Annotated in this window: 17 protein-coding genes; 4 read left to right on the top strand and 13 right to left on the bottom strand. The window is 39.1% G+C overall.

Annotation, left to right across the window (positions count from 1 at the left end; translation table 11 throughout):
- Positions 1-34: 34 nt before the first annotated feature.
- The 7 genes from ACSZOX_RS20370 to ACSZOX_RS20340 all read right to left on the bottom strand — a co-directional run bounded on the left by ACSZOX_RS20370 (position 35) and on the right by ACSZOX_RS20340 (position 5358).
- The gene (locus tag ACSZOX_RS20370) at positions 35-898 is read right to left on the bottom strand and encodes an AraC family transcriptional regulator (RefSeq protein WP_437922049.1); all 864 of its coding nucleotides are present in this window, start codon (positions 896-898) and stop codon (positions 35-37) included.
- A gap of 462 nt (positions 899-1360) precedes the next feature.
- Positions 1361-1651, bottom strand: a complete 291-nt coding sequence (locus ACSZOX_RS20365) for a DUF983 domain-containing protein (protein WP_437922048.1) — start codon at positions 1649-1651, stop codon at positions 1361-1363.
- 107 nt (positions 1652-1758) lie between these two features.
- On the bottom strand, positions 1759-2028 hold the full coding sequence (locus ACSZOX_RS20360; protein WP_437922047.1) for a hypothetical protein: 270 nt from the start codon (positions 2026-2028) through the stop codon (positions 1759-1761).
- A gap of 67 nt (positions 2029-2095) precedes the next feature.
- The gene (locus ACSZOX_RS20355) at positions 2096-2785 is read right to left on the bottom strand and encodes an RluA family pseudouridine synthase (RefSeq protein WP_437922089.1); all 690 of its coding nucleotides are present in this window, start codon (positions 2783-2785) and stop codon (positions 2096-2098) included.
- A gap of 32 nt (positions 2786-2817) precedes the next feature.
- Positions 2818-3810: an MlaD family protein gene (locus tag ACSZOX_RS20350; RefSeq protein ID WP_437922046.1), complete on the bottom strand. Its 993-nt coding sequence runs from the start codon at positions 3808-3810 to the stop codon at positions 2818-2820.
- Positions 3811-3815: 5 nt separating this feature from the next.
- Entirely contained in the window at positions 3816-4589 is a 774-nt protein-coding gene (locus ACSZOX_RS20345; protein WP_437922045.1) for an ABC transporter ATP-binding protein, read from the bottom strand.
- Positions 4590-4599: 10 nt separating this feature from the next.
- On the bottom strand, positions 4600-5358 hold the full coding sequence (locus ACSZOX_RS20340) for an MlaE family ABC transporter permease (RefSeq protein ID WP_437922044.1): 759 nt from the start codon (positions 5356-5358) through the stop codon (positions 4600-4602).
- Positions 5359-5796: 438 nt separating this feature from the next.
- Between ACSZOX_RS20340 and ACSZOX_RS20335 the strand changes: the two genes are divergently transcribed.
- Positions 5797-7161, top strand: a complete 1365-nt coding sequence (locus tag ACSZOX_RS20335; protein WP_437922043.1) for a DUF6600 domain-containing protein — start codon at positions 5797-5799, stop codon at positions 7159-7161.
- 86 nt (positions 7162-7247) lie between these two features.
- Here the strand turns inward: ACSZOX_RS20335 and ACSZOX_RS20330 are convergent, their stop codons facing one another.
- The 6 genes from ACSZOX_RS20330 to ACSZOX_RS20305 all read right to left on the bottom strand — a co-directional run bounded on the left by ACSZOX_RS20330 (position 7248) and on the right by ACSZOX_RS20305 (position 16526).
- Positions 7248-8102, bottom strand: a complete 855-nt coding sequence (locus tag ACSZOX_RS20330; protein WP_437922042.1) for an FAD:protein FMN transferase — start codon at positions 8100-8102, stop codon at positions 7248-7250.
- A 123-nt stretch (positions 8103-8225) separates the two neighbouring features.
- Positions 8226-10409: a PepSY domain-containing protein gene (locus ACSZOX_RS20325; RefSeq protein ID WP_437922041.1), complete on the bottom strand. Its 2184-nt coding sequence runs from the start codon at positions 10407-10409 to the stop codon at positions 8226-8228.
- On the bottom strand, positions 10409-10885 hold the full coding sequence (locus ACSZOX_RS20320; RefSeq protein ID WP_437922040.1) for a DUF2271 domain-containing protein: 477 nt from the start codon (positions 10883-10885) through the stop codon (positions 10409-10411). Before ACSZOX_RS20320 ends, ACSZOX_RS20325 begins: the two co-directional genes overlap by 1 nt.
- 30 nt (positions 10886-10915) lie before the next feature.
- Complete coding sequence (locus ACSZOX_RS20315) at positions 10916-12472, bottom strand: ankyrin repeat domain-containing protein (RefSeq protein WP_437922039.1); 1557 nt, start codon at positions 12470-12472, stop codon at positions 10916-10918.
- Positions 12473-12681: 209 nt separating this feature from the next.
- On the bottom strand, positions 12682-14055 hold the full coding sequence (locus ACSZOX_RS20310) for a hypothetical protein (protein WP_437922038.1): 1374 nt from the start codon (positions 14053-14055) through the stop codon (positions 12682-12684).
- Between the two features lie 14 nt (positions 14056-14069).
- Complete coding sequence (locus tag ACSZOX_RS20305; protein WP_437922037.1) at positions 14070-16526, bottom strand: TonB-dependent receptor; 2457 nt, start codon at positions 16524-16526, stop codon at positions 14070-14072.
- A gap of 145 nt (positions 16527-16671) precedes the next feature.
- On the opposite strand from ACSZOX_RS20305, the gene ACSZOX_RS20300 reads away from it, so the two are divergent.
- From ACSZOX_RS20300 to ACSZOX_RS20290, 3 genes are all read left to right on the top strand, one after another.
- Entirely contained in the window at positions 16672-17574 is a 903-nt protein-coding gene (locus ACSZOX_RS20300; RefSeq protein WP_437922036.1) for a helix-turn-helix transcriptional regulator, read from the top strand.
- 135 nt (positions 17575-17709) lie between these two features.
- On the top strand, positions 17710-18882 hold the full coding sequence (gene pncB / locus ACSZOX_RS20295) for a nicotinate phosphoribosyltransferase (RefSeq protein WP_437922035.1): 1173 nt from the start codon (positions 17710-17712) through the stop codon (positions 18880-18882).
- Positions 18883-19590 (top strand): class I SAM-dependent methyltransferase, encoded by a 708-nt coding sequence (locus ACSZOX_RS20290; protein ID WP_437922034.1) that lies wholly within the window; start codon positions 18883-18885, stop codon positions 19588-19590.
- The last annotated feature ends 11 nt before the right edge of the window (positions 19591-19601 follow it).

The following is a 19601-nucleotide window of genomic DNA, read 5'->3' as shown; positions in this document are numbered from 1 at the left end:
ATCAAAATTCACCGCATTTTAACAAGATCACAAACTAGACGTTATTTTTATATCGTCCGTAGTATTCTTTTGGAGAAAATCCGGTCACCGAGCGAAAAACACGGTTAAAATTTGTGATACTATTGAAGCCCGAGTTGTATGCGACAAGTCCAATACTTTCGTAACGTTGCGAAGTAATCAGTTGACAAGCTTCTTGAATACGAAGCTCATTGAGATAACTCACAAAGGTTAATCCAGTATGTTTTTTAAAGTAACGGCAGAAAGCCTGAGGCGTAAGATTTGCATGATCAGCAGCTTCCTCTAGTGTAATTGCACGTCTAAAGTTGTCTTTGATGTAACGACAGACGTCATTAATACGCAGAAATCCATCATCTTTATTGAGCACCGTTGTTACCGATAGCGGTTTCAATTCTTGTGAAACCAAACTAAGCTCTTTCAAAAGAAATACAAAGCTCATAAGCTGCTCCATCATATTTGCTTTTTTGAGTAGAGCAATGCGACGTTTTATACGACTTGTATAGGCTTGAGGAACTTTAAAACCATTCGTATTTTGCATTATAAAGTCTAATACCCCTCTTAATTCAGGCATATTAAACAAGCTCGATAAAGAGCCATTAAGGTTGAAAAAAATAGAGACAGACTCTACCTCTGTATTTTCCAACGAATTTTCGTTTCGTTTAAACACATGAGGCTGATTTGGCCCTAGTAGAAAGATATCATTTTCGATAAAAGGATGAAAACTGTCAGCGAGGAACAATGTCCCCTCTCCTTTTATAATCCACATAAACTGATATTCTTCATGCTTGTGGAAGTAGGGATAAAAATCGGACAAGCGATCCTCCTGCACATAAACTGATTTATCCTTTGGAGATGGCACGTTAAATTGAATCATTTTCATAACAGAACACCTTTAGATTGTTAGTAACCTTTGTTGAGACTCCTGATTAGTGTGATTGAAAGTTACGAGATTAACTCAATATTAACAATAGGCCACAACAATTATGGTGAAAATAAGAGAGGACTTGGTTAAAATATAATAAGTTATTTTTTTAAAACTGCTTTACCTTTAATTTCTACGAATAATGGAATGTCTCGTCTATATACACCTGCATTACCCCGCTATATTTTAAGCAACAAAATCAGTAAAAGTGCATTTTTACAGTCTATATATTAAATACCAGATAGAATTCCAGGATTAAGAAAGGCTGAACAATAATAAACAATAAATATACTGGATACTCCAACGTGCTGGAACAATTTTTATCCACAAGAGCGACAATTTTTATAAACTATACGCAACAATATCCAGCACGGATTTGGTAACCGTACCTATTCAGAGTCACAACAATCAATAAGCGTATTATTTCCCTAATCTTTCTTCGTACTTCGGATTATAGGAAACTTTCGGTGATAAGAAATGGAGAAGAACAAGTCTAGAATACCGTAGATTAAATGGGGCAAAAGCAAAAATAGCAGCAAACAAAACGATAAGATATAACCAAGGAGACTCACTTCTAGTCGTCCAAGCAGTCAACAGTCCTAAACAAACCACTTCGGCGACAGAAAAAGCATAACTGACATACATCGCGGCATAAAAGTAACCGGGTTCGATTTCAAACTTCAATGCACAATGTGGACAGACATCATTCATTTTCTGTTTCTTTAAACCGTAGACAGGACCTTCAAACATCTTACCGACCCTACATCGAGGACACTTAGATTGCAAAAAAGCAGAAAACTTTGAGGTTGCCATTGTCTTTATTTACTTTCGAAAGGAGAAATTTGCTTAGTCTGTTTTTTACGGTATTTGGTATACCAAAGTATGCCCACGCCCACGGCGATAAGGTAAGGGATTGCAAGTAAAAATAATATACCATCATTCAATCCGCGCCCTTGTGTGTTCCCATTGGTAGCACTGTTCTCCGCATTAAGCGAACACATCGCACATTGTGCAGGAAGTTCTGTATAGAAACAGATCATCAACAAGACAGTTATTAGGAGCAGAAATGGTATATATTTTGATTTCATATCTTCTACGACTTAGCATTCATACTGCAAAAATACCGTTTTATTTGTGGATTAGCGAATATTGAAATTACAAGAGTACATTAAACCGTTCCCAAAAACCATCTATTGGTAACTCGGCAGTTAATTCAGTAGGCTCCTCTTTAATAGGGTGGACAAATGTAAGTGCTCTGGAATGTAAACAGATGGATCTTCTTTGACTGCCTCTCGGATATCCATATTTATTATCACCAACGATAGGGCAGCCCATATAAGCTAGCTGACAACGAATCTGATGCGTCCTCCCGGTCAGTGGAGTTACTTTTAAAAGGAAGTATCCGTCCAATTCTCCGATCACCTCATAATCCAGTTGCGCAAAACTACCGCCTTTTACTTCTCTATCGTAAGCCTTCGTAATCATTTTCTTACGATCCCGCAACAGCCAGTTTTTTAAGGTATCTGCCTTTTTCTCCGGTTTATTCCGAACAATTGCAAAATATGTCTTAGATACCTTCCGATCATGAAACAGACGATTCATACGATCCAGCCCTTTACTGGTTTTCGCAAAAAGAATCATTCCACTTACGGGTCTATCTAAGCGATGAATTACACCTAGAAAAGCACCATTCGGTTTTTGATATTTGGCGGCTAGATATTCTTTAACCATATCTTCCATCGACTTATCGCCCGTGGTATCTACTTGCACGATATCGCCCGCACGCTTATTAATAGCTATGTAATGGTTGTCTTCAAAGATGACATCCTGATCTGTAATTTCCATACTATCGACCTGACTATACAATCTTTCCAAGGTTATTGCGCAGCTTCTTTTGCAGCCTTAGCTTGTTCCTTTTCTTGTTTTCTGAAATAACCTCGAAAAAGGAAATTACTTTGTAAAGCTTTCATGTTGTCATCCAATTTTTCGGTGCTCAAATTTAAGTTGCGCAGTATCTGCTTGATCTCTGATGCAGCCTCTGGATCGTTCGTCAAAACGCCGATTGCATTATTTTTATCATTCAAACGTGTTGAGGTTTCATTCAGATTGGCCATTAAAGCAGAAGCTGTTTGTGTAACACCTTGCAATTGCGCTGCTGACTCCCTTAGGCTTGCAAAAACAGCTGTATCGGTCGTCAAATCATGAATCAGCCCCTGATTGCTATTCAGTTTATTCATTAAAATAGCCAAATTTGCAGAAGCCTTATTTGCATCGCTCATGACTTTGTTTAATGAATTTACAGAGCTTTTTAATGACATAGCAATTGTCGAATCTGTGAGCAAAGCTCCTACAGTACCTCTACCTTCTACCATTTGCTTCGACAGCACAGCAAAGTTCTTCGTGATCTCTACGAGGTTTTCATTATTTGTTTGCAAAGTGGCAAACATGGCTTCGGTATCTGTTCCTGTTAAAGACTTAATTACGTCACCGTCTTTAATTGCTGGAGCTCTCTCACTACCGCCAACTAAACTCACGATAGCATTTCCGATCAAACCATCAGAACCCAACTTCGCGACCACGTCTTCACGAATATACTCGCTCGATTTTTCTTCGATCTGTAATACTACTTGCACGTTGTCCACACTTTGAAATTTAATAGCCTTTACAATCCCGACTTTTACACCTGAGAACCATACATTGTTACCGACTTTCAAGCCTTTTACGTCGTGAAAATAAGTGGTTACAACAAGATTTTTGCTAAACCTATTCTGTTGGGTTCCCAACACAAGAATACCGGCTACCAAAATAACCAGACCTATCAGAACAAATAATCCAACCGTAAGCGAACGCTTCCTTTCGTTTGTACTCATATATTTTAAACAATAAAATTATAGTCATAAAATGGTTTGACACGATCATCGTCTGTGTCAAAAATTTCGTTAAAAGACCCTTGTCGTTCAAATTTTCCATCCAATAACATCACCATACGATCGCCCACCATTTTGGCACAGGCTAAATCGTGAGTAATGATAATAGATGATGTATTGTAGCGCTCTTGAACCTCATTAATGAGCGTATTGATATCCAAGCAGGTAATAGGGTCTAAACCCGCCGTGGGTTCATCATAAAGCATGATATCCGGACGAAGGATTAACGTGCGCGCAATACCTATGCGCTTGCGCTGTCCGCCGGAGAGCTCAGAAGGCATTTGGTTAATCGCACGCAACAATCCCACACCATCCAAAACTTCCTCCACCTCTTTATTGATCTCTGCGCGGGTTAAGCTACGTTTGTTCCGAACCAGAGGAAACTCAAGATTTTCCCTTACGGTCATACTATCGTATAACGCACTATTCTGAAAAGAAAATCCTATACGTTGTCTTAAGGCGCGCAAATCGCGATCCTCCAATTCATTTACCACTTCTCCCAATACACGAACATCACCTTTATCAGGGCTCAACAAACCGGAAATCAATTTAATAAGCACGGATTTACCTGTTCCCGATCGCCCTAAAACAACCAGATTCTCACCATTATACAGCTTCAAATCTACGTCTCGTAGAACATGCAAATCGCCGAATGATTTACTGACGTTATCCACATGAATAACGACATCATCATGGTTGATTTTTACTTCACCTTTCTCCATTTTTTGATGATTAACCGATTAATGATAGTAACTGTACAATAAGCAACTCCTCAATAAACACTAAAAACATCGATGATACAACCGCTGCATTGGCTGCTTTCCCAACACCTTCGGTTCCTTTACTGGAATAATATCCAACATAAGAACTTGCAAATCCTATTGTAAAACCAAATACTACTGCACGCAAAACCATCGCGAAGATGTCCTTAGGTTCTATAGATTCAAATACCTGTGTAAAGAATGCCAATATACTCAGGTCATCTTTACTAGCAATACTTAAATAACCTCCAAAAAGACCGATACCAGCTACGTAGAAACAAAGGACAGGAATCATAAAGGTTGTCGCAACGATACGCGTGGATACTAAAAATTTCGTAGGATTGGTACCCGACACTTCCATCGCGTCAATTTGTTCCGTAACATTCATTGAACTTAACTCTGCTCCAATTTGGGAACCTACTTTCCCGGAGGCGATAAGCGCTGTAACCAACGGTGCTAGAGCCCGAACAATAGCTATTGATATCAAGGCAGGAAGCCAAGAAGTTGCGCCAAACTCTTCCAAGGAAGGTCGTGACTGTTTGGTAAATACAAATCCAACGATAAAGCCAGTTAAACTGATAAGTGGAAACGACTTCCAACCGATTTCATAACACTGACGAATAATTTCCTTGAATTCATAAGGAGGAGATACCGCTTCTCGCAAAAAACTCATCATAAAACGATGTATCCTTGCAAATTCGATAAGTAGTTTTTCTATTTTACTTCCCATTCAAGTATGAAGTTAAAGCTGATGCCCAATATATGGCGGTCAAAAAAATACCCGACAAATGTACGAACTTTATTCTTTCCACGTCCAATCATATATTAATATTTAATAAACGAAAATGTTTATGGTTTGTTTACAACTTTGTTCATCTTGTGCGTTAGCGATTAGAGGTACGCTGTCCTCTGACAGATTTCCTTGTTTTATTTGAGAAGTAGGAAATTAAAATCTGAGACAAACAAACTGATTTCTCCCATTTTCAAAACCAACTTAACCACAATAAATCAACGTATTATACACCATGAAGAACAAAAATACCGAGGTTATTTGACAAGTATTAAGCCGCATGCGATCTATAACTTCACTTCTCCAATTAAACCTTTGCTTTGTCGTATCCGTCATACTATACAAACACGAGAATGTTTCACTATAAATGAAAAGAGTATGAAACGCATGAAAACCCACACACTATATTTTACAATCCTCGCGATTGTTGCTAGTATATTTTCAGTAAATAAAGTGTCCGCCCAAGTCTACGGAGATGTTTCATTTGACCTCTTCTATGACGAACTTTCGCCTTACGGTTATTGGGATAGAGATGTCAATTACGGTGATATTTGGTTTCCCGATGTAGATCGGAATTTCCGTCCTTACGGAACGAACGGATATTGGACGATGACAGAGTACGGTAACACGTGGGTATCTAACTACGATTGGGGATGGGCTCCTTTCCATTACGGCCGCTGGGTCTATACAAACTATAATGGTTGGGGATGGATTCCGGGTTATGAATGGGGACCTGCTTGGGTCGATTGGCGTACTGGTGGCGGCTATTATGGCTGGGCACCTATGGCGCCAGCAGTGGGTATATCAATCTCTGCAGCGCTCCCTATTAACTTATGGGTATTTCTGCCTGTTCGACGCATATATGATCCTTATATCTCGCGGCACTGGAGTTATGGACAACGCAATATTTATAATCGGACAACGATTATAAATAATACTTACATCGTAAATAATCACCATTATTATGGAGGTCCTGGCCGTAGAGACATTGAACGGAATCTTGGCCGCCGTGTTTCGGTAAGAAGTGTACGCACAACGAGTAATCCAGGAAGATCTCGCGTAGATAATCGCTCGGTGTCAATTTACAAACCGGATAGAAATTCGACCAGAAGCTCTGCAAGCAGGAGTAATGCCGGGCAGAACAGCAGAAGCACAAATGAAGCACGCCGAACTGATCGTTCGACGGGAAGCAATAATACGAGAAACAATACTATACAAAATAGAAATACCGATAGCAGAAGTGGCAGTAGAAATTCAACTACGACGCGATCTGATCGTTCTGAAAACAACAGAAACGTTGGACGCACAAACACCGCAACAGAGCGATCTACAACAACAAATCGCATAAATCGCAGTGAAAGTAAAAACGAAGCTCCAACACGACAAGAGCGTTCAACACCTCAAAATCAGTCGAGGTCATCGTCTAGAAATGAACAATCTAGCGGCGTAAGTAGAAGCACTACACAACAACAGCGCAGCAATAGTTCAAACGGAAGAACAAGTACCGAGCAACGTGCCACGCCAAATAGAAGCGAAAGTCGCTCGCGTAACCAAGGAGGACAAAGCACGGCGTCATCACGTGTTTATCAAACTAGTCAGCGAACTAACAGCACTGCTTCGCCATCTAGCCGTCAAAGTTCTTCAAGCACCTCGCGTAGCAGTACCGCTACACGTAGTAATACGACACGGGAAAATTCTTCTAAGGCTGCATCAGAAAGATCAAGTAGCCGAAGTAATAGATAAAATTATTTTAGACTATTTATATTGAAACAAAGCAATAGCGGTTGAGGTAAATGTCTCAACCGCTATTTTTATTTAGGTAATTATGCTTACCTGTCTCTTACAAACACCGCTTTATAATTAGGAAATTTCTTAAGTAGCGACCTCCCTTCGTCAGCTCCTAGAACCATAATCGAGGTACTCAAAAAATTTGCCAACTCGGCAGAAGGACCGTATACTGTCACACTGGTTAATCCCGTTGAGGGCCATCCTGTTTTGGGATTGATAATATGCGCATAGTGTTTGCCCTGTATCTCGGCGTATTTCTCATAACTACCCGATGTAACGACCGCTCCCTCTCGTAATTTCAAAACTTTTACCATCTTGTAAGTACGAAATGGATCACGCACGCCAATCTTCCAAGGCTGTTTGTCTGCTTGCCCCCCCCAAGTGGAAAGATCACCAGAAGCATTGACAATACCGCCTTTCACACCTAGAGACTGTAACAATGCTCTTCCCTGGTCAGCTGCATAACCTTTTCCAATAGATCCAAAGCCAATTTTCATACCCTTCTTTTCTAAAAAAATGGTAGAGTTAACGGTATCCAGTATAATATGTGTATACCCGACCTTTTGGATAGAACCGAGAATCATCTCATCCGAAGGAAGTTCGTTCATCTCTCCATCAAAATGCCATACTTTATCCAAAGCAGCTATGCTGATATCGAAAGTGCCTTCACTAAACTGAGAATAGCGAACAGCACGCCGTGTCAACTCAAACACTTCTTTATCGACACGTACAGGGCGAATTCCAGCATAGCGGTTTACCTGTGATATCTGCGTATGCGGTCTCCATTCCGAAATTAGATTTTCAATTCGCTCAATTTCATCAATAACGGACTGAAAATGACGTTGTGCGCTTAAAGAATCATTCTCTACCAAAACAAACTCGAAAGTTGACCCCATTTGTATGGTTTGCTTTTTGAAAATCTGTTGACAAAAGACAATCTTCAGTCCAAAAAAAAGAAAGCAAAGAACAGAAAGAAACCGAATGAAGTGAGAGCGTATGGGCATAAACAACGAATAGGTTTAATAACAATCTACTAATATCTGTTTTTTATAATGACTCCAATCTTTTGTCAGTCCTATATCTTGAAGAACATTTTCCACATTTTGCTGCATGCCTAATGAGCCACAAATCATAATAATGCCGTTATTTTCCAATAGTTCAAAAAAATACCCACGATCTTTTCTGATCAGATCCATAACATAGCTGGACTCTTCTTCACGTGAAAAAGCCATTTGAACCCCCATTAGTTTTCCTGATAAAATCGCTTCATCGGCAAATTCACGATACTGTTTCGCGAGCGTATTATTATATCGAAAACCTGCATAAAGCCTTATCATTGCTTTTCTTTTGCTTTCCGCTATCATCCCAAGAAAGGGTGCTATCCCTGTTCCGTTCGCAATCATCGCAACTGCGGAAGCTTTCTTTGGAAAATGGAATTCTTTATTTGTAATAATCCTGCCTAAAAAACAGTCATCTTTACTAACTTTATAAAGGAACTCTGATCCTAATCCCTGAGGGTATAACTTGACCACGAGTTGAATAGTGCCCTCTATTTTGCCAATGGAATATAAGCGCTCCCGACTATCGTTTTCGGGATAAATGGCTAATAGGTCTCCGGATTGAAAGGACTTTCCTGTATTTGAGCGAAGCACCATACTAAAGGTAGAGTTATCTTCAGTCACTTCCGTTCGCTTCAGTACATCGAAACGCTGCAAGCCCGTTGCCTTGTTCGTATACAATGCCGGTGTACTTTTTAATTCACAGATCTTCTTATCGTTCCAAGCTTTCACCCAAGCGATAAATTCCGTGGCGGAGCGATCATTAACCGTATACAGATCCAATAGGCGTTCAGCCCAAGACTGTCGGTTCAACAGTCTATCTATATGTTTTGCATAAGCACAAAAATCGGAATAAGATTTTGAACCAAAACCAATTACAGTAAACTTTACTTGTCGTTTTTGCAAAGACGATGAAACCAATCTATCAAAGTGCAACGCATTAGCAGGAGCGGTACCGAGTCCATAAGTAGAGCAGAACAGCAACAGATGGGTGGCCTGAGGGAAAGTAGAAAATTTATTCATCTCCGTCAAAAAGGATTTATAGCCTTGCGCGAGTAGTTGTTGATGAATCTTATGGGCGAAAGATAACGTACTACCATTTTCCGAACCGACCAAGATAACATACTCCGCAGTAGAACTATTGAATTTATTTTTCACCTTTGTTTGCTTTCTTCGAAACGTAATTGCAAAACCTGTATAGATGAAAAACAGAATATTCAGCGACGCAAAAGCCAGAATAAAAGCCCATACAATACTTGTTCGTCCAGTGTGTAAATTCAAACTTAATTTTTCTAAAAGCAGGCTATAGGGGTATCGGCTCTCTTCTAAAATTTGTCCTGTAATCTGGTTGATGGATAATTGGCGATCTTTTAGCTTCAACACATAGTGTTCGTCTGGGTCGTCAGGGATAAATGGAAATTCTATTTTTTCCACATCGACAAGCTTCGTTTCCTGAAAAACAGGAAAATCTTTTAATGCTTTGGAATCGACAGCATCCCTCATTACAGGCATGTTAACAAACTGACTTTCGTTGTTCACCAGTCCGACTCTGACCATAAAAAGATAGGTTCCTGTAAGCGCGATGATAAGTATTGGAATCAGAAAAAAACGTCCACTAAGAACATGAAAATACTGCGAAAAGAAATCGTTTTTAATTTTAGCAAAGAAATTATGTATTCCCTGCTGTCGTTTCGCAAGGAGAACCACGCCAGAGATTGTAATAAGAAAAAGCAAAAAAGAAACGATACCGACGATGATTCTCCCTGTTTCCTTCATAAACAGGGAACGGTGCAATGCTGTATTCCATTGAAGGAAATCACTTTGAGGTTCCAGTTGACCTAATACAGCACCATCTCTGGGGTTGATATAAGCTTTCAAAGGATTTCCATTCTCATCAAATGCTTCTATGATCACAAACTGGTTGTGATCTACCGTTAGCTGCGTTATTTCAGCATAAACCTTCCACAGTTCCGGAATGACCTGTGAAAGATTTATTTGATGAACATCCTCCACTTTGTACCCCTGTGTCTTTTCTTCTACTGCCCCTATTGCCAAGATTACTCCTGTGATAGAAAGTATCAGCAAAAACAAGGAGGAGATGACCGCAAGGGTCAAATGAGCGAATCTCCAAATGGATAGGGTCATTATTGAACCTTACTTAATTTCACGAAGCGAATATACCCCGAACCTTCTATCTTTTCTACTATTCCTTGCGATGTTAACGCAATTTCAACATCTTTTACGTGGTATTTTTGTTCTTCTACCGCGGATTCAAAACGTAATTTATAGCCCTTATTCAGTTTGGCATCTTCTATTTCGAAGGTACGTACCGCACGATCACCTCCTCCTACAGAAGCGCCAGTAACTGCACTTATTTTCTCTTTGGTTTTGTTCTGGAATTTATACCACTCCTTTAATGTATTAAACCATTGCTTATCTGGACCAAGTACAGCAAAAGTCTTTTCGTACTCGCCCTTCGGATCTATAAGAGATACGATCACGTATGCTTTTTCCCCTTGATAATTGTTCATTTGAATCATACATTTATATTTACTTTTTTGAGCAAATGAACTTACCGAGAACAGACTCAATAGCGTAAATAATATTATTTTTTTTGTCATAAAGAATATTTTTGTTTTGGATAGCGAGATTTATTTCAAAAAATCGATAGCAATATTATTATTTTTTAGAAAGTCATTTTCCTGTGCCAAATCATAGGCAGTCTCACCAAACTCAGTCTTCAAATCTTTCCTAGCCCCTAATACAATTAGTGCTTTTAAGGTTTGGTCGTTTTTAGCGATTAGCGCAGCCTTGTGTAAAGCCGTTGTCCCTTCTTGATCCTGCGCATTGATGTCTGCTCCCAATTCAGCAGCTTTCTTTACTAGACTCGCACTTTCCTTAGCTACTGCAAGATGAAAAAGTGAACTTCCATCACCTTGCGGAGCAGTTACATCCAAGCCGTACTCTTTTAAAACCAATAGCTTTTCAGCAAAATCATCTTTCTGTGGCTGAGTCTGTGCCCCACTTTGCGGACGCTGAGCTGCTGCTCCTTGTGGTCCTCCACCGAACGCTCCTCCAGATCTTGCTTCCTGGAAAGAATTAAACCAGTAATAAGCTAGATTTCGCCCTTCTTTGTCCGTAACTTTAATATCTGCACCATTTTCTAATAAGAGCGAAACGGTTTCTATTGAACCATTTGCTGTTGCTTTGGTCAATGCCGACTCCCCTTTTTCATTGAGAGTATTGATCATTGAGGTTCTAGCAACTAAGGTTTTGATTAAGGAAATATCCCTTCCACTTGCTGCATTGGATAGGACTGTATTGCCTTCGTTGTCTTTTACATTGATATCTACACCTTTTTCCAAAAAGTAATTAACGACATCCATATTTGGACGTCGCACCAATGCATGCAGCATCGTAGTGCCGTCCTTGGCATGAATCGCCGTGGGATCTAACTTTAGCTTTTCGATTAAGTATTGATATGTTTCAATACCATTTTGGGACATCCTAGACCCCTGTGCGGCAAAGAAAAGAGCTCTGTTTGTTGGTTTGATTCCCTTACTAATCAGTTTTTCTATCAATGCGATATCACCCAACTTAGCTGCATAATCTACCGCGGTGCTTCCGTATTCATCGGTATCGTTGTAAGACAAACCCTTAGACACAAAATAGTCCGATACAACCAGATCATTATCCCCTGCTACACCTAGTAATAAAAGTGAAGCTCCATCTTCATATTTTTGATCAGGTTTTATTCCTGCGAGGAAAAGTGCGTCGTAAATAGCGGTGTTTTTATTCCCGCTTGCTACAGCATTCGCTATTACCGTACGTCCATGACTATCGGACAAATGTACATCGGATCCCTTTGCGATGAGGTAAGCTACTAAGTCTTCATTTCCTCTCGCTGCTGCCCAATGTAAATAGGATGCACTGTGATGTGTCTTTTTTGCAACGCCATTTCCTTCTTGCTCTACCATGAATTTGATAGTTTCTAATGGAGCGTCGTTAAGAATTGCTCTTGCTGTTGGATCCCAGGAGGCACCATCGGGTTGCGAGGGGCTGTTCCCCTTGGCTATTTCGGCTTTTACTTGTTCAACTGTGGGTTTTGATTTCCAAAAATCGGGAGACATTAACGTATTGCCTTTAGATTGCTGCGCCGAAGTAGGCATCGCAGCAAATAAAGCTAAGGCTAAAAATATTTTTTTCATCTATATATTTATTTATTTTATTCCTAGAATCCTTGATGATTGGTTGTTACAACGCGTGATGGGCTTAATAATTTAATTTAGTCATTGGATTCTACAGCAGGATTATTTTCTCTAGGTAAACAGCATAGTAAAAATGATATTTATATAAAAATCAGGTAAGGTCAAGCCCTTACCTGATTTTACTTTATAAAAAATATTGAAAACTTGGATTAGTATGCACCAATAAAACGATGTCCCGTTCCATTTGCCAATTTAGCACCTTTAGTAAGTTCTCCCGTTTTCCAATTGTAAACGAATACGTTTCCAGCTTCACTTACAGGTGTCAAAGGAACATATACATAATCCCCCTCAACCGCTATACTTTGATGTTGGTCAAAATTCAATTTGGCTTCGTATTCTGTCGCAATTTTAGTAGCTGTACCTGCTTTTAAATCTATCAAAGCTAAATAACCTCCGGTTTTGTTGATATCGTACATAACAAACCCTTTGTCATTACCAAGATATTTCCAAGCTTTGATCCCAGCAATTCCATCCACCCCTAACGCCTGTGAAAGATCAAACAAATAGGTATTGTCATAATCATTCGTATTTTTATCGATACGAAGGATATGCGGATATCCTGTGGTATTTACACCTGTGGCTTGATAGACGTGCCCATCATCACCAATATGCTGAATCATCGTTCTATAACCATTATTACCATATTTACTTTTCGTAGACCATATTAGTTTAGGATTCTTTAACGTCGGATAATCAAGTACAATGGTAACCGTTCCCGCTATATTAGCAGCATCACTTGGCCATGAAACAACTCCTGAGGTTGCATTTTGCGTAGGAGTACCAACTGGGTTAATTTTAGAAACATTACAACCTATATATACTTTATCCTTCGCTTGATTTAAAATAGGAACATCGATACGACCAATAGAATAACCTTGGGCTAATTGTGCTTCTGTAAAAGGTACATCAAAAGAAGCTGTGTTTAAGATACTCGGACTTTCAAGGTTAAGGGAAGCCACGGCAGCAGTAGATTTAATTGACCCAAAAGTCACAGCAGGAAAAGTTCCAGTATATGCAGTTTCAGTTGTAATACTCACGCCTACACCTACTCCCTCAGCAGATTTAACCCAACGAGGAGATGTTCCTAAGATAATTGCGGTGTTCACCTCGTCTTGTACCCTCACGTAATTCTCTTCACCGTCTACTCTAAATTTTTGAAAGATACCTCCGTCTGCACCTGTATATTGAATATCATACAAATATTTTCCATCAGCAGAAGCTTGTATCCTAGAAGTTCGTGGGGATTCAAGTTTCAATGCCTTTCCTGCTGGAAAAATATCCAATTCAAATGTCGAATTAATTGCTTGTTCATGCGTGATAGCATAAGCCAATGTACCTCCGTTACCATCACCATCAGTGGTCTGCTTTAGTGCAGCTGTTAATGTAATCCAACGAGTTGCATCTTCTTCCGGTTCTGGCTCGGGTGCCGGAACTTCAGACTCGTTATTTTTTTCGCAACTTCCCAATGCTAAAGAAGTAATCATTAGTCCAAAAAAGGCTGTTTTAAATAGATTTTTTTTCATGTTATTACTTTATCTTAAAATTTACCGATCGTATAATTTATTTTGAAATAGGCTCCTCTTCCTGGCTTTTGAACGCCAAAGTTGTCATATAATGCTGCATTAAATATATTTTTTAGATCAAGACTCGCGACAAGCTTTCCTGACGGGAAACGATAGCTCGCGCCAAGATCATGAAACAACTGATAAGGTGTAAGACTTCCTTCAGACGGGAACCAAGCGATATCATATGCGCCGACATATCCCAAATTATAATATAGATTGACCACAGAGCCTCGCTGAATGAGATTATCTAAGCGATATTGCAAATTTGTGTTTATCGTAAAAAAAGGCTCATTGGCGACTTGCAAATTGTACCTATCATCTGGCCGCCCATCATCATCATACTTACGTTTATACAATGCATTAAATTTTGAAAAATTAAAAGTCGCATTCAATCTGTTATCAAAAACATACTGTACTTCTGCTTCTAGCCCCTTAGACTGAACCATGCCTAAATTAACAAATGCTGCAGCCTGTATATCCATATCACTATCTGTTTGAACGCTATCAACAGTTTGCCTACTGATCTTGTCATACCCATTTCTCAAAAATGCACTACCATAGAATGAAAAGCTATGTCTGCCATAATCCAAGCTCCCCCATCTAAACCCAAGATTATAGTTTACATTATGTTCGGGACGTAAATCTAGACTGGGCAAAATATTGTTTTCGAGGTTTCCAAACATCTGCTCTTCTGTAGGCATAATGTAACTGTTTTCCATTGACGTAATCAAAAACAGCCGGGGAATAATATTATAAGAGATTGTCGCCCCGTATCCAAAATTATCATCGAATCGTTTCTTTACAATAGGATCGAGCTCATAAGTTCCATCATCATTATAGGTAGGGTTCGGATTCGTCTGTTTAGTACTGTTCCCCGTATATTTGATCATTAAGTTCGTTCGTAATTTATTACCAAATGTCTGCGCTTCATAATTTGCAGCCAATATGTTTTTAGTAACTTGAGTTATTGTTATGAGATCTTTATTGACTGGCTTCAGAAGGTTTGTGTCGTCCCTATCGGTTCTTTCTAACTTGTGATTCAGAGAGACTTTGTGACCAGGAATGATGGTGTAGGCTAAATTTGAACGTGAATTTATTATCGCTCTATCGGTCTGGGTCATCGTAGGAGCACCTTGTTGTGCACCGGTAGGTGATTTCACAATTTTTGGAGGATCTCCCGCTGCAATCATATAATCGGTATGTAATATAACAGGATTCCCATCCCAATTGTACAACGTAGAAGCCGTATCCTGTACATAAGTATTTCTATTACTTCTTACGGCATTGATATTCAAAGCTAAACCTTCCGTAAATAGATTATTCTTATTGTAGTTCAAGCTAAAGACGTGCGCTTGGTATTCTGTAAATCGCCCCACATAAGGCTGACCTGTTGAAACCCCATGAGGTATATCTTTATAGGTGTCTGAAATATTGTAGCTGAGAAAAAATTGATCGGCCCACTTCACATCAGTAAACCCGATATCAAATCGGCCTCCAATAGACTTATACGTATCGTTAAATCTCTTTGCTCTAAAATTACGTTGTAGTTTTCCGTTTCTATCCGTATACTTTGCGAATTTCCCCCACATTTCGTAGCTATTATCGGAATAGGTATAAAATCCTGAACCTCGAAATGAAAGTCCTGTTTTCTTATCTCGAAGAATGAGACTAGCATCCGCATTATAAGTATTGAAAGATCCATAAGATAACGCAACGGTTGCATTATTTCGAGAAGCATCTTTCTTCAAAACCACATTAATCGCTCCTCCAACATAATCTCCCGTCAGATGTGATGGCAAAACGCCTTTATACACCTCTATGCGCTCTATCATAGCTGGCGGTATATTATTTAAGTTAAAAGAGGAACCATAGGTTGAAACTTCTATTCCATCTAAAAAAATACCAATAGCACTACCCGACATACCATTGAGATTGTATTCCACCTGGGAACCAATTCCTCCATTTTGACGCACACGTACCCCCACCGTTCTGTCCAATAATTCATTTGTAGTCAAATTACGTAGAGAGGCTTCTTTTGTTTCGATGACTGCAACAGCAAACCCACTCGTCTCCATATCCTTCTTCATCGTTTTCCGCTCCACGGTAACCTCTTCAATTGCCGTATTTTCTTTGTTACTGACGGGGATATTGAAATGATGTACTACTTTATTTACTGATAAGGGGATTTTCATTTCTTGAATCTCAACGGAAGTAATTAAGATTACGTGTTTTCCGAATGGTACATTCGGAAGTTCATAATGTCCCAAATCATTCGATATGGCTATAATTTCTGTTCCTTCAACTCGTACCGTAGCATTTATTACCGGAATTTTGTCGGCTAAATGTACAACTCCCTTTATTGTACTCGATTGGCCTAGAGCAATGCTTGAAATCAGCATCATGAAGAAGGTAACGTAAAAATATTTCATTATTTGAGATTAATATTCTATTTTCGAATATCCTTTAGAACAAGTCTAAATAAATTCGCGTCACAAAACTAGACTAATTCTAAACAAGAAAATGACGCAAGTAGAAAAAAAACCTTCAAATTCAGAAATTATTGAAAACTAACATATGCCAACTCCACTATTACAAAGCCTCAATATTGAATTATACTACAGCATACTAAGAAATAATAAGACAGAACATTTTGAAAGCCCTGTAAATGGTTTCCTGAACATCTTACAAACGGATCAAACGGCAATCAATAAATCTGCCTACTTTATCGACAACAACTCTTTCTTAATCCATAGTAATCAAAATGTTATACATGCTATAACGAAAGACCAGATTTTTAAGTGGCAGCATAGAGATGAACAAGATGGCACCATCATTCTATTTATTCCATTTGAAATGGTCGATGATTTTGCTCTAAAATTAATGAACGATAGATTCGATGAGCAGAAATGTTTATTAACAAATCGTGATCCCCGAACGATGCTTATAATTCATCGAATAAAAGATCTAATTGAGCAGGGATGCAAAGTACGACTTGACAAATTAAGGCTTCAATCTTTATTTACGAAGTTGTTTTTAAGGCAAGTGGAAGGGCTATACGAAGAAGAGGGAGATACTCATATATTTTTGAACAAAGATCAAGTAGAAAAAATCCAACTTGCAAAGAAAATAATTGATGCTGACCTTTCTAAATCGTATACCATAACGGTCTTGGCTAAGAAAGTAGGAACTAACGAACAGTACTTGAAGAAATATTTTAAACAGTATTTCGGAAAAACAATCATGAGCTACACGACACAGGTCAGAATGGAACATGCTAGGTCGCTGATATTAACGGGGAGTTATCGCGTTGCCGATGTTGCTCGGTTAACAGGTTATAAACATTCTACACATTTTACTACAGCTTTTAAAAAATACTTTGGCTTTATTCCCAATGCATTACGCTATGCTTTTGTTCTAGCCTACGATGGCATTTCACCTTTTTTTGTAGAAATAGAGTGTTTTGTGAGTGTCTTGTAATTTTTTCAAGCATTTGGAAGACTGTACTTGATTTTATCGGATTCAGCTGCATTAAGCATTTGAGCAAAGGCCTTCTTTTTTGCTTTCAGCCTACAATTTCCTAACTTCACCGACGAATACCAACAACTTTTACAAATGGCGCATTTGACCTCCATCTTGGATAATGATTTTTACAAATTCACGATGCAATTTGCGGTGAGCAAACTTTTTCCAAAAGCAAAGGCCAGGTATGAGTTCATCAACCGCGGCAAACATACTTTTCCAGAAGGATTCGATAAATTGCTAAGAGAAGCTATTGAGACGATGGCTCAGCTCAAGCTTACTAAAGCAGAGAAACAGTTTCTTCGTGAAAAATGTCCCTACATAGACCCGACATATCTAGACTTTCTCCAAGGTTATCACTACGATCCAGATGAGGTAAAAATAGAGCAAATTGATGGAGAATTGAAAGTATGTGTTGAAGGATACTGGTACCGAACGATTCTTTGGGAAGTCCCGATCATGTCTTTAATCTGTGAGCTATATTACCAAGCAAACAAATTAAATAGAGTATCCAATGCTGAAGTCTGTCAGATCGTCGAAGATAAGATGGTAAAATACGACAAACTTCACATCACAATTGCTGATTTTGGCACTAGGCGGCGGCATTCTTACGAAGTACACGACCTAGTCATTCAAACGTTAAAGAAACATCCTTCAAAAACATTCATTGGCACTTCGAATGTTCATCTCGCGATGAAATATGAAACCACCCCTATAGGTACTCACGCACATGAATGGTTTATGTTTCATGCTGCCAAATACGGCTATAAAATGGCTAATCTTCTCGGTCTAGAGCATTGGGCGGATGTGTATCGAGGAGATTTAGGCATCGCTTTATCTGATACATATACCACCAAAGTTTTCTTTACACAATTTGACAAAAAACTCAGCAAACTATTTGATGGGGTTAGGCATGATAGTGGTGATCCTTTGGTCTTTGCGCAGATGACAATCGATCATTATAAACAGAAGGGAATAGATCCTCGCTCGAAAACCATTATTTTTTCTGATGGACTAGATTACGAAAAGGTGGAGAAAATAGTAAAATTCTGCGACGGTAAAATTGGTTATTCGTTTGGTATAGGAACGGATTTCACAAACGATGTGGGACTTCCGCGTATGAACATTGTCTTGAAAATGGTAGAGGCAAAACCCGAAGATGGCGAATGGACCGAAGTTATTAAATTATCAGATGAACCAAATAAACATACAGGTACTTCTAAAGAAATCCATATTGCAAAAGAGATTTTAAAAATTGAAGCGTAGATGAACAGAGATGTATATGGTGAGGCATTGTATGATTTTTTCATACTCCAAAAAACAAAAGAACCTTTACTGCTACATAGCAGTTACGGGGATATTGAAGAAATGCCTATCGAAGTTTTTTTCAGAGACGAGGATGATTTTCCGGAATTAGAACACATTGCTTTGGCTTTATGTGACGGACATGTGCTCGACGTTGGTGCTGGTGTGGGCAGCCATGCCTTATACCTACAACATAAAGGGTTTACTGTTGACACGATTGAGCAGTCTACACTCGCCTGCAACGTTATGCGCAGCCGAGGCATACAACATGTACAGAGCGGTGATTTTTTCAACCTAAAAGATCGAAAATACGACACCTTATTATTTCTTATGAACGGCATAGGACTTGCAAAAACACTTGAAGGTTTTCGTGAGCTGTTGAGACATGCAAAAGGTCTACTAAGTGATCGTGGACAGTTACTATTCGATTCCTCCGATATCAGTTATCTTTACGAGGAATACAAAATCGCGAGACCGCCTCATTATCTGGGCGAGATCCGGTTTCAATATGAATATAAAGGAAATATGGGGTCGCCTTTTCAGTGGCTATATATAGACCAACAGGAATTAATCAAGATTGCTACGGAAGAGAACTGGGTAGTCCAGATCTTATACGAAGACGAGAATGATCAGTACCTTGTAAGGATGGAGCCCAGATTAAAACAATAGAGGTATCCATA

Origin of the sequence: Sphingobacterium sp. LRF_L2, assembly GCF_965644235.1 — a bacterium.
Classification (GTDB): domain Bacteria; phylum Bacteroidota; class Bacteroidia; order Sphingobacteriales; family Sphingobacteriaceae; genus Sphingobacterium.
The sequence above is the reverse complement of the archived record's forward strand: the minus strand, read 5'-3'. Positions and strand labels throughout refer to the sequence as shown.